Below are 14,002 nucleotides of genomic sequence, written 5' to 3'. Positions count from 1 at the left end.
GTCGTCTACAGGGCCGGGCGCAGGGACCGGATCTGCTGCTTCGTGCGGGCCTGTGAGCGCTGAGAGGACAGAGTCAGGTCGTCGTCGTTGTCGACGTGATCGGCCTGGGCGACGACGAAGGCCTGGGCCATACCACCGTCGTGGGCCAGGGAGATGTGCCAGTGGCCGATGCCGGCCTGGCGGGCGGCCATCGCGGCCGCCCCGGTCAGGCGCAGGCGCGGTGGGGTGCCGGGCGTGGAGGTCACCTCGATGTCCTGGTACTCCCACCCCTGGGGCGCGTCCAGCCCGAGCTCGGCGTAGGCCGAACCCAGGGCCTTGAGAACCGCCTCCTTGGCCGCCAGGCGCGCCCCGAGTGAGGCGGCCCGTTTCTGGCAGGCGGCCAGTTCGGCGGGGGTGAAGAGCCGCTCGCGCAGGCCGGGTACCCGGTCCATGTAGCCTTCGAGGCGGGGGATATCAACCAGGTCGGTCCCTACAGCGCGGATCACTCAGCCATTGTGCCGGGTGAGCGGGCAGCGCGAGGGGTGAACGCGCCACCAATTCTGGAAGAGACAACTTCTTGGCGCGTGGCCGCGGACGGGCAATGCGGGCCGGCGGCCACCCGCGAGGTCTTGCTCTGTGAAACTGCCCGTCTCAAAGCCGTGTTGGAGGGGCGAGGAGAGCGGAGCGGAGGACAATGGGTCGGATGAGTGACCTCAACGACCTCCCGCGTTCCCACGACGTCACCGACCCCACCACCTGCGCCTGGCCCGCCCAGGAGATAGCGGCCGCGGAGGCCCCTGTCACCGCAGGCACCGACCGCTACATGAGAGCCGCCGCCCACGCGGTGGCCCGGGCGGCGCTGCGCGAGCTGCGCCAAGGAGCCGGCACCGCGGGCGCCGCGGTGGCCCCCGCCCGGCCGGTTCCGGCGCCGTTGACCGCGATGAGCCCCATGGGGGCGGCCGCCACCCCAGCCTCACCGCTGTCCCCGGCGACGCCGCTGGGAGGAGCAGGTGAGGCGGCGGGGACGCAGACCGGCCCCGGATGGATCTCCGGGGCCCCGGTACTCCTCTTAGTCGGCGGCGGCCACAACGGGGCCGACACCCTCCTGGCCGGAGGTCTGCTCGCCCACAGCGGCTGCGCGGTCAGCGCCGTGCTCGTCACCGAGCACCCCCATCCCGTCGCCCTGGAGGAGGCCCGCAGCCACGGCGTCACCATTCACGGCGCCGGCTACCGCAGCGACGACGGAACCGGCCAGGACTCCGCCGAGGCCATGGCCGCTATCGAGGCCTTCCTCGTCCACGGCGGACTCGTCCTGGACGGGCTCACCGGCATCGGCGCCACCGGGGCGCTGCGACCTGACGCCGCCGCCCTCATCGCCCCGCTCATCGCCGCCGGGGAGCCGGGGCGTCGCCCGCTGCGTGTCATCGCCGTCGACCTGCCCAGCGGAACCGGCGTCGACGACGGCACAGTGAGTGGCCCGGTCCTGGCCGCCGACCGCACCGTCACCTTCACCTGCCTCAAGGGATGCCAGTGCCTGCCCCCGGCCCGGCACCTGTGTGGCGTCGTCGAAGTCGTCCCCCTCGGACTGCCCGCGCCCACGAGCCGGCCCCTGGCCCGCCGCCCCGTCGACGGCGCCCTGGGCGACTACCTGAACCGCGCTGTTGGCGATCCCGGGCCCGATGACCACAAGTACACCCGCGGCGTGGTCGGCCTGTGGGCCGGCAGCGAGTCCTACCCCGGCGCCGCCGTCCTGGCCGCCAGCGGTGCGGTACGCGCCGGCGCCGGCATGGTGCGCCTGTCCGCCCCCAGACGCGTGGAGGACCTCGTCCTGGCCGCCCGCCCCGAGGTCGTTCCTGCCGCCGGACGCGTTCAGGCGCTCGTCCTGGGGCCGGGCATCGACCCCGCTGACACCACCAGGGCCGATGAGGTCCGAGCCGTCCTCGCCTCCACCCTGGGTCCCTGCGGCAAAGACCGGCAGTGCCCCACCCGGGTCCCTACCGTCGTCGACGCCGGCGCCCTGAGCATCCTGCCCAAGCTCCTCACCGAGGACCTGGGATGCACGCCACTGCATGTGCTGACCCCGCACGCCGGAGAGGCTGCCGCGCTGCTGATCGCGCTGGAGGATCAGGGGACGCCGGCCCAGGAGACCCGTCGCTGGAGCCGCGAGCGTGTCGAGGCCCACCCGGGGCTCGCCGCCCGCGAGATCTGCCGCCGCACCGGCGCCACCGTCCTGCTCAAGGGGGCCACCACCCTCATCGCCGCGCCGCAGCGCCCCCTGGTCAGTGTGGACGGAGGACCCGGTTGGATGGCGAGCGCCGGAAGCGGGGACGTGCTGGCCGGGATCCTCGGAGCCGTCCTGGCCGGCGCGGCCGCCCGCTGGGAGACGGGCGCGCCGGACGCCTCGGGGCCGGCCCCGGTCCTGGACACGCTGGTCGACTCGGTGGCCGCCGGCGTCAGACTGCACGCGCTCGCGGGGGCCTATGCCGCAGCAAGCCCGCAGGGCGCCGGGGGAGCGGGGACCGGCGGGCACCCGATCGCCGCCCTGGACATCGCCGCTGCCCTCGGCCCGGCCCGCCTCGAGCTCAACTGGCTCCAGGCGGTGCCCCACGTCTGAGACGCGTCAGCCACGCGGTATCCGTCAGGCCTTCTGACCGGAGGCGTGCGCCAGGAAACAGCGGCGCCACCGGCCCCAGTGCGACAATCGCGCCGTGACCACCTCCTTGGACTCAGCCGCAATGCCCCCGTCCGCCGCTCCGCGCCCGGCAGTCGCCCAGTGCGCGCCACCGCCGGCGGCCACTACCTCGCGGGCCGTTGTCGACCTGGCGGCCGTGGCTCATAACGGGCGGCGCCTGGCGCAGGTGGCGGGTGTGCCGTGGATGGCCGTGGTCAAGGCCGACGCCTACGGTCACGGGCTGGGGCCGGTCGCTCTGACGGCCCTGTCGGCGGGAGCCTCCTGGCTGGGGGTGGCCCAGCTCGCCGAGGCCCTGACTCTGCGCGCCCTTCTGGACGAGGCCGGTGTGAGCCGCCCGGCGGGGGAGCCCACCTCGCAGGCCCCCCGGCTCCTCACCTGGCTCCTGCCCGTCATGGAGCCTGACCGAGCGGCCGCCGAGGACTCGCCCCTGCGTGCCGCCCTGGCGGCAGACCTGGACCTGTCGGTCTCCACCCTGCCCCAGCTCGAGGCCCTGTCGGCGGCGGCCCGGGCGCAGGGGAGGGCGGCACGTCTCCATCTCAAGGTCGACACCGGCATGTCGCGCGGCGGCGCCACCGCAGAGGAGCTGCCCGCCCTGGCCGCCGCGCTGAGGCGGGCCGAGGATGAGGGAACGGTCGACGTCGTCGGCCTGTGGTCGCACCTGTCGCGCGCCGACGAGCCGGCCAGCGGCTCCACCGAGGAACACCTGGAGCGCTACCGGCAGGCCGAGCAGGTCGTCCGCGCCGCCGGCCTCAACCCGCCCACTCACCACCTCGCCGCCACCGGAGGACTCCTATGGCACCCGCAGGCCCGCATGGACCTGGTGCGCGCAGGCATCGGCCTGTACGGGCTGAGTCCCGACCCCTCCGTGGCCACCGGCGCCGAGCTCGGGCTGCGGCCCGCCATGCGCCTGGAGTCCCCGCTGGTGCAGGTCAAGCGCATCGAGGCCGGGCAGGCCGTCTCCTACGGTGGGACCTGGAGCGCCCCCACTGATCGCTGGGTGGGGCTCGTGCCCCTGGGCTACTCCGACGGCATCCCCCGCGCCGCCAGCTCCGCCGGTCCCGTGGGAGTCGGCAGCCTCATGACCTCCATCGTGGGGCGGGTGTGCATGGACCAGGTGGTCATCGACCTCGGCCCGGCCGTGGACGAGACTGGCGCGCCCCTGCCGGCACCGGCCCGGGTCGGGGAAACCGCCGTGCTCTGGGGCGCCCCCGAGGTATCAGACCAGGAGGCCGTCCCCACCGCGGACGACTGGGCGCAGGCCTGCGGCACCATCAACTACGAGATCGTGACCCGGTTGGGAGCTCGTGTCCCGCGCTGCTACGTCGGGGAACCCGGCACCGGCGACTACTCTCGACCCTAGACGGCAGACGTCGGATATCGCCGGTCCCCACCGGGCCGGCCGGTTCCACCATCGGATCCATGCACGGAAGAGGAGGGAATATGAGCCCAGCGCCGCACACACCGCAGACCGCCCCCGGGATCACCGTCGCCACCGGCGACGCCGACGAGACCCGGGCACTGGGGGCCCGCCTTGCCCGCCTGCTGCGCGCCGGCGACCTCGTGATGCTCTCCGGCGGGCTGGGGGCCGGCAAGACCACGCTCGCCCAGGGCATCGGCGCAGCCCTTGAGGTGCGCGGCCGGGTCTCCTCACCCACCTTCATCATCGCCCGCGTGCACCCCGCCCTGTCCGACGGCCCCGACCTCATCCACGTGGACGCCTACCGGATCACCTCCCTGGAGGAGATCGACGCCCTCGACCTGGACTCCTCCCTGGAGCGCGCCGTCACCCTGGTGGAGTGGGGCGAGGAGAAGGTCGAGGCCCTGAGCCCCGACCGCCTGGAGATCCAGGTGATGCGCCCCCACGGTGCCGTGCGCGCCGAGCTCCCGCAGCCCGAGGACGCCCCCGCCGGCTCGGTGGCCGGGGAGCCGGTCGTGGACCTTGGCGAGGTCGACGACGGCAACCGGACGATCATCGTGCGCGCCGTCGGTCCGCGCTGGGCCGACGTCGACCTGAGCCCACTGGGCGCAGACGCCTCCTGCCAGCCGGGAGCGCCGCTGTGAACACTCCCGCCACCGTGGCGCCGGTCCGCAACGCCATCCCCATCCGGTCCGCTCAGTGCTCCCGGCGTCCTCGGCGCCTGCTCCTGCCGGCTGCGGCGGTGACGCTCCTGGGTGTCTGCCTCCTGGCCCCGGGGCCGGCCCGCGCCGTTGCCGACACCGGCCCCCGCCCCGTGCCGATCACGTCGGCCGGCGGCGTGACAGGAGTCGCAGCCGACGCCGACTCGCGCGACGAGGCCAAGGCGCTTATGGAGAGCGAGTGCGTGGCGCAGGTGCGTCAGAGCACCGGTGAGCAGGGCGAGATCACGGTGGGTGATCCGCGCAGCGTCTACACCTGGGCCTCCGGCTTCCTCGACGGCTCCCAGCCCTCCGCCCAACCCGTCGACACCGGAGACTGGGCCGCGACCGTCTCCTCGGGCGGCAAGCCTGTCGGTCTTCTCGAGGTGGTCCACGACAAGGGGCACGCCACCTGCACCCCCGTCTTCGACGACGACCTGGCCACCGACGTCGACCAGATGGGCGAGGCCCACCTCGTCCACGACCGCAACGCCAACGCCTGGTACTCGCTGAGTGGCACCACGGTGACGGCGATGGGGGAGGCCGCCACGCGGCGCCTGGCCGGCCCCATCGAGCTGCGCGATTACGGAGAGATCCTGCGTGAACGCGCCGGATCCAAGCCCAAGACCTCCGCAGGGCAGAGCGAGGAGCGCTCCACCACGGGGGGCTGGGCGATCTGGGGGCCGGTCCTGGCGGTCGTCGTCGTCGGGATCATTACCGTCATCATCACGGTGCGTCACGAGCGCAAGGTGACCGCCCCGCTGCGCCAGGCCCGCAACCGCGCCGATATGGCCGAGCGCGCCGACCGGCTCAGCCGGGACGAGTCCGACACCCAGGGGGCGGCAGTACGCCGGGGCATCCCCCGCGCCGCCATCGACCTGTCCCTGCTGGGGGACGGGGCCGAGGACGACGCCGATGCGACCGCTGGTGAGACCCTGGGGGACACGATCCCCGAGAGCCGCGTCAACCTGCCACGAGACCCGAGGGCATAGGCTGGTCCGGTGCGAATCCTCTCCATCGACTCCTCCCTGGGGACTCAGCTCGCGGTCGTCGACGCCGCCCCCTCCGCCGCCGGCGCACGCGCCCTGCGGGTATTGAGCCAGGACGAACAGGCCGATACCCGCCGTCACGCCGAGTCCCTCGGACAGATGCTCTCCCGGGCCCTGTCGGCTCCCGAGGCGGCCGAGCGCCCGCTGGACGCCGTGGTCGCCGCCACCGGGCCGGCCCCCTTCACCGGACTGCGTGCCGGGCTGGTGACGGCCGGGGTCGTCGGGCGCACCCGGGGCGTCCCCGTCCACGGGGTCTCCAGCCTCGACGCCGTCGCCCGCCGCGCCCTGGACGAGCTCGGGTCCCACGAGGGGCAGACGGGGCCGGTCGTCCTGGTCGCCACCGACGCCCGCAGGCGCGAGGTCTATACGGCACTCTTCCGCGCCAACGGTCCCGACGACGTCACCCGCCTGACCGAGATCATCGTCTGCTCTCCGGCCCAGGTCGCCCAGCGCCTCGCCGAGCAGGCACCGGGACCGGGCGGGGGGAGTGGAGGCATCGACGTCGTGGCCGGCTCCGGTGCCTCCCTCTACCCCGAGCTGGCGGAGATGGCCTCCTACCAGAAGGCCCTGGCCCCCGTCTCCGGCGATGCCCTGACCCAGGTGCGCATCGCCCTGGCCCGCCTCGAGCGCGGCGAGGAGCTGAGCACGCAGCCGCTCTACCTGCGCCACGCCGACGTGCAGATGCCTGCCGCTCGCAAGCGCGTGCGCTGACCCCGGGGCGAAGAAGGACACTGAGGTGCCCGAGGCGACCGGAGCGGGCCGGGCCCGCGGTCTGCGGGAGATGGCGGCGGGGGACCTGGAGGCCGTCGCCCGACTCGAGGGCGAGCTCTTCGGAGCCGAGGCGTGGAGCCGTGACCTGCTGGCCGCCGAGCTGGCGGCCTCCCACGGGCCGATGGCGGACCGCCGCTACGTCGTCGTCGAGTCCGAAGAGAGCGATGGCGACGGTGACGCCGATGACGCCGCGGATCGCGCCGCCGGGGTCAGGCCGCACGGGCCACGGCTCCTGGGCTACGCCGGGCTCTACCACGCCGGCGGCCTGACCAGTGCGGACCTGCTGACCATCGCCACCGTCCCGGCCGCGCGTGGACGAGGGATCGCCTCCCTCATGCTCACCGAGCTCGTCTTCACCGCCCGAGAGATGAGCTGCCCCGATGTCCTGCTGGAGGTGCGCCAGTCCAACGAGGCCGCCCAGCGGCTCTACGCCAGGCACGGGTTCGTTCCCATTGGCCGGCGCCGCCGCTACTACCAGGCGCCGCCGGAGGACGCCGTGGTCATGCGGCTGAGTCTGCGCCCGCGCCCGGGGCCGGTGGGGGCCGAGGCCGGTGATCCCAGCGGGGCCTGAGTCCGTGGGGCGACTCACCGGGAGCAAGCCCCGGAGTCCGACGGGAGGGATTGCGCTGGGCCTGAAGAAGCAGATGGATGCTGCAGCGACCGGAGATAAACATGGGCCGCGGGAGGACAAGCGGCGAGTGTCGGCCACTTCACAGATTTGTCTGACGCCCCTGTGACGAAAAGGAGGCCTCAGACGGTGGCGTCAGCATATTCCGCGGCGTTGAATGACGAATCGAGACCCGGTGAGATCCCCAGGATTCCGCGGATCGTCACACGAACGTCGCTGGTGGGGCCGCAGATGGCACCTACGGGACCTGGTGCCCGGCTAGCCTTCTGCCGTGGCCAAAACATCTGCTCCTTCCCTGAAGAGGCGGACCGCCTTCTCCACGACCGTCTTCATGAAGCGCATGATGGCGATCTCGGGACTGGTGTTCCTGTTCTTCGTCCTCTTCCACGCCTACGGCAACCTGCACTACTTCGAGGGTGAGGTCGCCTACGATCACTACGCCGTGTTCCTGCGAGCACTGCTGGTGCCGATCATGCCCTACGGCGGTGTCCTGTGGATCCTCCGCCTGGCTCTCATCGCCTGCCTCCTGGCTCACGCCGGCAGCGCCTTCCACCTGTGGGCCCGCAACAAGCGGGCCCGCGGCAACGACAAGTACGCCGTCAAGAAGCCCGGCGCCGAGTACTTCGCCTCCCGCTACGCCATGCGCACCATGCGCTGGGGCGGCGTCATCCTCCTGCTGTTCATCATCTGGCACATCCTGCAGTACACCACCCTGTCACTGACGCCGGGGGGACACTACGTGCACGGACGGGCCTACCTCAACATGTACTACGGCTTCCAGCTGTGGTGGGTGTGGCTCATCTACGCGGTCGCTCTGGCCGCCCTGTGCCTGCACGTGTGGCACGGCGTGTGGTCCGCCCTGCAGACGCTGGGCGCGGTGCGGGGGAACACCGTCCCCTTCATCCGGCTGATCGCCTTCGTGCTGGCCTTCGCGCTGTTCGCCGCCTTCATGGCTGTTCCGACGGCGATCCTCTTCGGCTATGTCGATGCCCCCATGGCCACTGGTGACTACTACCCGCAGTTCTGTGACGCGATCGGCTCCTCCGCCGAGCACTTCGCCGAGTGTGTTGCGGCGACCCACTGAGAGTGAACGACTATGACTGAACTCATCGACGGCCTGTACTACGAGGGCGAGAAGATCGCCGACACCAAGGCCCCCCACTCCGTCCCGATCGACCGGCGCTGGGAGCAGCGCAAGTTCGAGGCCAAGCTGGTCAACCCCGCCAACCGCCGCAAGCTGGACATCATCGTCGTCGGCTCCGGCCTGGCCGGCGGCGCCGCGGCCGCCTCCCTGGGCGAGCAGGGCTACAACGTCAAGGTCTTCTTCTACCAGGACTCGGCTCGCCGGGCGCACTCCATCGCCGCCCAGGGCGGTATCAATGCCGCGAAGAACTACCGCAATGACGGGGACTCCGTCTACCGGCTCTTCTACGACACGGTCAAGGGTGGTGACTACCGCGCCCGCGAGGACAACGTCTACCGCCTGGCGGAGGTCAGCGCCAACATCATCGACCAGTGCGTGGCCCAGGGTGTCCCCTTCGCCCGCGAGTACGGCGGTCTGCTGGACAACCGCTCCTTCGGTGGTGTGCAGGTCTCCCGTACCTTCTACGCCCGCGGCCAGACCGGCCAGCAGCTCCTCATCGGTGCCTACCAGGCCCTCGAGCGTCAGGTGCACGCAGGCACGGTCAAGGAGTTCCGTCGCCACGAGATGGTCGAGCTCATCATCGTCGACGGTCGCGCCCGTGGCATCGTCACCCGCGACATGGTCTCCGGGAAGATCGAGACCCACCTGGCCGACGCCGTCGTGCTGGCCAGTGGCGGCTACGGCAACGTGTTCTTCCTGTCGACCAACGCGATGGGCTGCAACGCCACCGCCGTGTGGCGCGCGCACCGCAAGGGCGCCTACTTCGCCAACCCCTGCTACACGCAGATCCACCCCACCTGCATCCCGCAGTCCGGGGACTTCCAGTCCAAGCTCACCCTCATGAGTGAGTCCCTGCGCAACGACGGACGCATCTGGGTGCCCAAGAAGGCCGAGGACTGCGACAAGGACCCGCGCGACATCCCCGAGGAGGCGCGCGACTACTACCTCGAGCGCATCTACCCGGCCTTCGGCAACCTCGTGCCGCGTGACATCGCCTCCCGCCAGGCCAAGAACATGTGCGACGAGGGTCGCGGCGTGGGACCGGCCATCAAGGAGCGCGACGCCAACGGCAACGAGCGGATGATGCGTCGCGGCGTCTACCTGGACTTCTCCGAGGCCATCAGCCGCCTGGGCAAGGACGCCGTCTCGGCCCGTTACGGCAACCTGTTCGAGATGTACCAGCGCATCACCGGGGATGACCCTTACGAGGTCCCCATGCGCATCTACCCCGCCGTGCACTACACGATGGGTGGCCTGTGGGTGGACTACGACCTGGAGTCCAACGTTCCGGGCCTCTACATCGCCGGAGAGGCCAACTTCTCCGACCACGGCGCCAACCGCCTGGGTGCCTCCGCCCTCATGCAGGGGCTGGCCGACGGCTACTTCGTCCTGCCCGACACCATGAACGACTACCTGGCGGACATGCTGCGCCTGGGCAAGGTCGACCCCAACGCCCCGGAGATCGCCGCGGCCAAGCGCTCCGTCGAGGAGCGCGTCGCCCGCCTCATGGCTCTTCGCGGCACCCGCAGCGTGGACGACTTCCACATGGCCCTGGGCCGCATCATGTGGGAGTACTGCGGCATGGAACGGCGCGATGCCGGACTGCGCGACGCCATCAAGCAGATCCGGGCCCTCAAGGAGGAGTTCTGGCGCGACGCCCGCATCACGGGCCAGGCCGACGAGCTCAACCAGGCCCTGGAGAAGGCCGGCCGACTGCTGGACTTCTTCGAGCTGGCCGAGCTCATGTGCATCGACGCCCTGCACCGGCGGGAGTCCTGCGGTGGCCACTTCCGGGCGGAGTCCCAGACTCCCGAGGGTGAGGCCCTGCGGCACGATGACGAGTTCCTCTACGTCGCCGCCTGGGAGTGGGGCGGGGAGAACCAGCCGCCGATCCTCCACAAGGAGGACCTCGTCTACAAGGACATCGAGCTCAAGCAGCGGAGTTACAAGTGAACATCAAGCTCAAGATCTGGCGCCAGAAGAACAAGGACTCGAAGGGCCACTTCGAGGAGTACGCCATGAGCGGGATCGAGGAGCACATGAGCTTCCTCGAGGTCCTCGACCTGCTCAACGAGCAGCTCTTCGCCGAGGGCAAGGAGCCGGTGGCCTTCGACTCCGACTGCCGTGAGGGCATCTGCGGTCAGTGCGGTGTGGTCATCAACGGGCAGGCCCACGGGCCCATCCGCTCGACCACCTGCCAGCTGCACATGCGCCACCTGGCGGAGGACCCCTCCTTCAAGGACGGCTCCACCATCACGATCGAACCGTGGCGCTCCACCGGCTTCCCGGTGCTGCGCGACCTCATCGTGGACCGCTCCGCCCTGGACCGCATCGTCCAGGCCGGTGGCTACATCTCGGTCAACACCGGTGGGGCCCCGGAGGCCCACTCGGTGCCCGTGCAGAAGGAGAAGGCCGACGCCGCCTTCGAGGCGGCCGCCTGCATCGGCTGCGGTGCCTGCGTGGCGGCGTGTCCCAACGCCTCGGCCATGCTGTTCACCGGTGCGAAGATCTCGCACCTGGGTCTGCTGCCGCAGGGTCAGCCCGAGCGCCTGGCTCGCGTGGTGAGCATGCTCAACCAGCACGACGCCGAGGGCTTCGGCGGCTGCACGAACATCGGCGAGTGCGCGGCCGTGTGCCCCAAGTCGGTTCCGCTCGAGGTCATCTCGCGCCTCAACCGGGATCTCGGCCACGCCCTGTGGAAGGGCCAGCACGCCCACTGATCCACCTGCCTCACTCCATACCGAGCCGGGCACTTCTCGCGTCGTCCTCCAGACATTCTGTCGGGGGTCGCGAAAAGTGCCCGGCTCGGTGGTGTTCTACGTGCATACCTTTGACCAGCGCACGCCGGTGGGGACTTTCTGAGCGTGCGGGGGCATTCTCTGCCGGACGGGGGCATGTTGCGTGTACGGTGACAGGATTACTGTCGCCGACGGCGTCGAATGGCCACGCCCGGAACGACACGCGCCCGGCCGCGTGGAATGTCCCCGCCCTCGAGACAGGCCCGGCTCGACGCTAGCCGGTGGTGAAGGTGATCCCGGTGAAGTCCGCGATGCGGGGGACGTGCGAGCCGGCCTCGGGGACGCCGTCGCCCACGAGGAGGACCTGTGTGCCGGCGCGCCGGGCGGAGGTGTAGCCGGAGGGGGCGTCCTCCAGCACCAGGCAGGAGGAGATCGGCACGCCCAGGAGCTCGGCGGCTTTGAGGTAGGGGTCGGGATCGGGCTTACCGCGCTCGACGTCGCCGGCGGAGACGACCACTGGGGGAATGGGGACGCAGGCTTCCTCCATGCGCACTCGCATGAGCGCGATCGGCGCGGAGGTCACCAGGGCCAGCGGAACGCCGGCATCGATCAAAGCCGCCACGAAGGATGCGGCGCCGGGAATCTCCGCCATCCGCCCTGCGGTCTGCGTGATCTCCTCACGGGCGAGGCACTGGTAGACGGCGTCCCGCTCTTCATCCGTCAGCTCCGGCAGGAACCGCCGGATCGTGTCGAGCCCGGTGCGGCCGGGGGAGTAGGCCATGATCTCGTCGAAGCGTTCACTCATGCCGTGGTCCCGGGCGAAGGAGGCCCACATCGACTCCACGACTGCCGAGGAGTCCACCAGCGTGCCATCCATATCGCACAGAAGCGCCTCGGCACTGCTCAGGGGCGCCTGCCCCTCGGTGGCCCTTCCCGATGACGACCACAGCTGAACGGACATGACGCCTCCTGGGGCGGAATCGACGTGAGCAACACTGTCAGCCTATCGAAGGAGGCGTGAACCTGCGCCGCGACGCGGTGCTCAGCGAGTACCCGAGGCCTCGATGGGCGCCTGTTCGGCGTCCGTCTCTCCAGGCGATAGTCTGGCCCCGTGAGCGACCCCCTCATTCTCGGCATCGAGTCCACCTGCGACGAGACCGGCGTGGCCCTCGTGCGCGGCCGCGAGCTCCTCGCCGATGTCACCGCCACCTCCATGGACCAGTACGCGCGCTTCGGCGGCATCATCCCCGAGATCGCCTCACGCGCCCACCTGGAGTCCTTCCTTCCGACCCTCGACGCCGCGCTGGAGAAGGCCGGGGTCGACCTCAGTGAGGTCGACGCCGTCGCCGTGTGCGCCGGCCCCGGACTCATCGGCTCCCTGACCGTCGGCATCTCGGCCGCCAAGGCCCTGGCCGCGAGCCTGAGCCGGCCGATCTACGGCGTCAACCACGTCATCGGCCACCTGGCGGTCGATGAGCTGGTCGATGGCCCCCTGCCGGAGCGTTTCGTCGGACTCATCGTCTCCGGCGGCCACTCGAACCTCCTGAGTATCCGCAACGTCGCCACCGACGTCGTCGAGCTCGGCGGCACTCTCGACGACGCCGCCGGCGAGGCCTTCGACAAGGTCGGCCGCCTCCTGGGCCTGCCCTACCCCGGCGGCCCGCACGTGGACCGGCTCTCCCAGGAGGGCGACCGCGGCGCCATCCGCTTCCCCCGAGGGCTGGCCGCGGGCAAGGACAAGGAGCGCCACCGCTACGACTTCTCCTTCTCCGGTCTCAAGACCGCCGTGGCCCGCTACGTGGAGTCTCTGGAGGACTCCGACCAGAAGGTGCCCAGTGCTGACGTCTGCGCCGCCTTCTCCGAGGCTGTCAATGACTCCCTGACGGCCAAGGCGGTCCAGGCCTGCCTGGACACCGGCTGCGACACGCTCGTCGTCGGGGGAGGGTACTCGGCCAACTCCCGCCTGCGCTCCCTGGCGGCCGAGCGCTGTGAGGAGGCCGGCATCACCCTGCGCCTGCCACCACTGCGCTTCTGCACCGACAACGGCGCCCAGATCGCAGCCCTGGGGTCAGCGGCCGTGCGGGCCGGTGTTGCCCCCAGCCCTATGGACTTCGCCCCGGACTCGGGGATGCCGTTGGACGTCAGCGTTGCCCACTGACGTCGCCCCCTGAGACCGACTGCCCTCCGGTATCCGTTGCGCTCGGGGGCAGGCCGGCGGCCACTCCCCGGATGATGATCTCGATCTTGCGGTCCAGGCCGCCGCGCTCCAGCCAGCTCTCGTTGGGCGTCAGCGCCTCGGGCAGGGGAGGGTTCCCGGCGGCGGCCGCGAACCGGCTGGTCTCCTCCAGTCCTGTGGGCCCGCCCAGCCCCGAGGGGGCCGCGGGGGAGCGCATGACCTCGATCTGCGCGTGCGTGGAGATGACGGTGTCGCCGACGAAGTCCAGGACCACCCCGGCCTCCTCGACCCCGAGGCCGCCGTCGACCAGGACCTGGCACGCCTGGGCCACGGGGGCGGCGAAGAGCTGGTGGGCCCACGACACCCCCATGATGACTCCGGCCAGGCCGGGGTAGCGCTCCAGCATCGCCCAGATGGCCTCGGCGTGGGCCCGCACCGCATCGGGCCAGCGCCTCCCGGTGGCCGGGGCGTCCACCTCGGCGGCGATCCTCTCCAGGCAGGCGGCCAGCAGATCCTCGCGCGAGGAGATCGTGCGGTACAGCCCGGAGACCGCCACTCCCAGGTGCTTGGCCACCGCCGTGAGCGTGAACTCCGCGATGCCGATCTCGAGGGCGGCATCGACGACGTCGTCGCGCGAGAAGCCCGGTCTCGGTCCGGTCGGTCGGCCCAGTCGCGCAGATCGTGTCATGGCAGCACCGTAATGGTCCGTG

General features: G+C 71.3%; 13 protein-coding genes. 10 read left to right on the top strand and 3 right to left on the bottom strand.

Annotated features, from left to right (window positions below; all coding sequences use genetic code 11):
- Positions 1–5 precede the first annotated feature (5 nt).
- Complete coding sequence (locus tag AB7V09_RS11380; protein ID WP_009747565.1) at positions 6–485, bottom strand: holo-ACP synthase; 480 nt, start codon at positions 483–485, stop codon at positions 6–8.
- Positions 486–682: 197 nt separating this feature from the next.
- On the opposite strand from AB7V09_RS11380, the gene AB7V09_RS11375 reads away from it, so the two are divergent.
- From AB7V09_RS11375 to AB7V09_RS11335, 9 genes are all read left to right on the top strand, one after another.
- Positions 683–2,593: a bifunctional ADP-dependent NAD(P)H-hydrate dehydratase/NAD(P)H-hydrate epimerase gene (locus AB7V09_RS11375; RefSeq protein WP_419143829.1), complete on the top strand. Its 1,911-nt coding sequence runs from the start codon at positions 683–685 to the stop codon at positions 2,591–2,593.
- 121 nt (positions 2,594–2,714) lie between these two features.
- The gene (gene alr / locus AB7V09_RS11370) at positions 2,715–4,031 is read left to right on the top strand and encodes an alanine racemase (RefSeq protein WP_419143838.1); all 1,317 of its coding nucleotides are present in this window, start codon (positions 2,715–2,717) and stop codon (positions 4,029–4,031) included.
- An 80-nt stretch (positions 4,032–4,111) separates the two neighbouring features.
- A complete protein-coding gene (tsaE, locus tag AB7V09_RS11365) occupies positions 4,112–4,732 on the top strand; it encodes a tRNA (adenosine(37)-N6)-threonylcarbamoyltransferase complex ATPase subunit type 1 TsaE (protein ID WP_314157007.1) in 621 nt (206 codons plus the stop codon).
- Positions 4,729–5,778: a hypothetical protein gene (locus AB7V09_RS11360; RefSeq protein ID WP_419143828.1), complete on the top strand. Its 1,050-nt coding sequence runs from the start codon at positions 4,729–4,731 to the stop codon at positions 5,776–5,778. Before tsaE ends, AB7V09_RS11360 begins: the two co-directional genes overlap by 4 nt.
- A gap of 9 nt (positions 5,779–5,787) precedes the next feature.
- Entirely contained in the window at positions 5,788–6,546 is a 759-nt protein-coding gene (gene tsaB, locus AB7V09_RS11355; protein ID WP_419143827.1) for a tRNA (adenosine(37)-N6)-threonylcarbamoyltransferase complex dimerization subunit type 1 TsaB, read from the top strand.
- 25 nt (positions 6,547–6,571) lie between these two features.
- A complete protein-coding gene (locus AB7V09_RS11350; protein WP_419143826.1) occupies positions 6,572–7,177 on the top strand; it encodes a GNAT family N-acetyltransferase in 606 nt (201 codons plus the stop codon).
- Between the two features lie 388 nt (positions 7,178–7,565).
- Entirely contained in the window at positions 7,566–8,318 is a 753-nt protein-coding gene (locus AB7V09_RS11345) for a succinate dehydrogenase cytochrome b subunit (protein WP_201445058.1), read from the top strand.
- 12 nt (positions 8,319–8,330) lie between these two features.
- Entirely contained in the window at positions 8,331–10,331 is a 2,001-nt protein-coding gene (locus tag AB7V09_RS11340; protein WP_419143825.1) for a fumarate reductase/succinate dehydrogenase flavoprotein subunit, read from the top strand.
- On the top strand, positions 10,328–11,098 hold the full coding sequence (locus AB7V09_RS11335) for a succinate dehydrogenase/fumarate reductase iron-sulfur subunit (protein ID WP_003785183.1): 771 nt from the start codon (positions 10,328–10,330) through the stop codon (positions 11,096–11,098). The genes AB7V09_RS11340 and AB7V09_RS11335 overlap by 4 nt, the downstream gene beginning before the upstream one ends.
- 292 nt (positions 11,099–11,390) lie before the next feature.
- On the opposite strand, the gene AB7V09_RS11330 is transcribed toward AB7V09_RS11335, so the two are convergent.
- The gene (locus AB7V09_RS11330; RefSeq protein WP_419143824.1) at positions 11,391–12,077 is read right to left on the bottom strand and encodes an HAD-IA family hydrolase; all 687 of its coding nucleotides are present in this window, start codon (positions 12,075–12,077) and stop codon (positions 11,391–11,393) included.
- A 150-nt stretch (positions 12,078–12,227) separates the two neighbouring features.
- On the opposite strand from AB7V09_RS11330, the gene tsaD reads away from it, so the two are divergent.
- A complete protein-coding gene (gene tsaD, locus AB7V09_RS11325; protein ID WP_314920280.1) occupies positions 12,228–13,274 on the top strand; it encodes a tRNA (adenosine(37)-N6)-threonylcarbamoyltransferase complex transferase subunit TsaD in 1,047 nt (348 codons plus the stop codon).
- Here tsaD and AB7V09_RS11320 read toward each other — a convergent pair.
- A complete protein-coding gene (locus AB7V09_RS11320) occupies positions 13,258–13,980 on the bottom strand; it encodes a TetR/AcrR family transcriptional regulator (RefSeq protein WP_419143823.1) in 723 nt (240 codons plus the stop codon). The genes tsaD and AB7V09_RS11320 overlap by 17 nt on opposite strands.
- Between the last annotated feature and the right edge of the window lie 22 nt (positions 13,981–14,002).

The sequence above is a fragment of the Actinomyces sp. SKVG-SVH-4(1) genome, from assembly GCF_048514265.1.
GTDB lineage: Bacteria > Actinomycetota > Actinomycetes > Actinomycetales > Actinomycetaceae > Actinomyces > Actinomyces oris.
Note: the sequence above shows the minus strand (reverse complement) of the source record. Positions and strands in the feature narration are given on the sequence as shown.

What these genes read in the sequence shown, in the direction of transcription:
- AB7V09_RS11375 (WP_419143829.1), top strand. Translation starts at nt 683, where the DNA reads ATGAGTGACCTCAACGACCTCCCGCGTTCCCACGACGTCACCGACCCC.
- alr (WP_419143838.1), top strand. Translation starts at nt 2,715, where the DNA reads ATGCCCCCGTCCGCCGCTCCGCGCCCGGCAGTCGCCCAGTGCGCGCCA.
- tsaE (WP_314157007.1), top strand. Translation starts at nt 4,112, where the DNA reads ATGAGCCCAGCGCCGCACACACCGCAGACCGCCCCCGGGATCACCGTC.
- AB7V09_RS11345 (WP_201445058.1), top strand. Translation starts at nt 7,566, where the DNA reads ATGAAGCGCATGATGGCGATCTCGGGACTGGTGTTCCTGTTCTTCGTC.
- AB7V09_RS11340 (WP_419143825.1), top strand. Translation starts at nt 8,331, where the DNA reads ATGACTGAACTCATCGACGGCCTGTACTACGAGGGCGAGAAGATCGCC.
- AB7V09_RS11330 (WP_419143824.1), bottom strand. Translation starts at nt 12,077, where the DNA reads ATGTCCGTTCAGCTGTGGTCGTCATCGGGAAGGGCCACCGAGGGGCAG.
- AB7V09_RS11320 (WP_419143823.1), bottom strand. Translation starts at nt 13,980, where the DNA reads ATGACACGATCTGCGCGACTGGGCCGACCGACCGGACCGAGACCGGGC.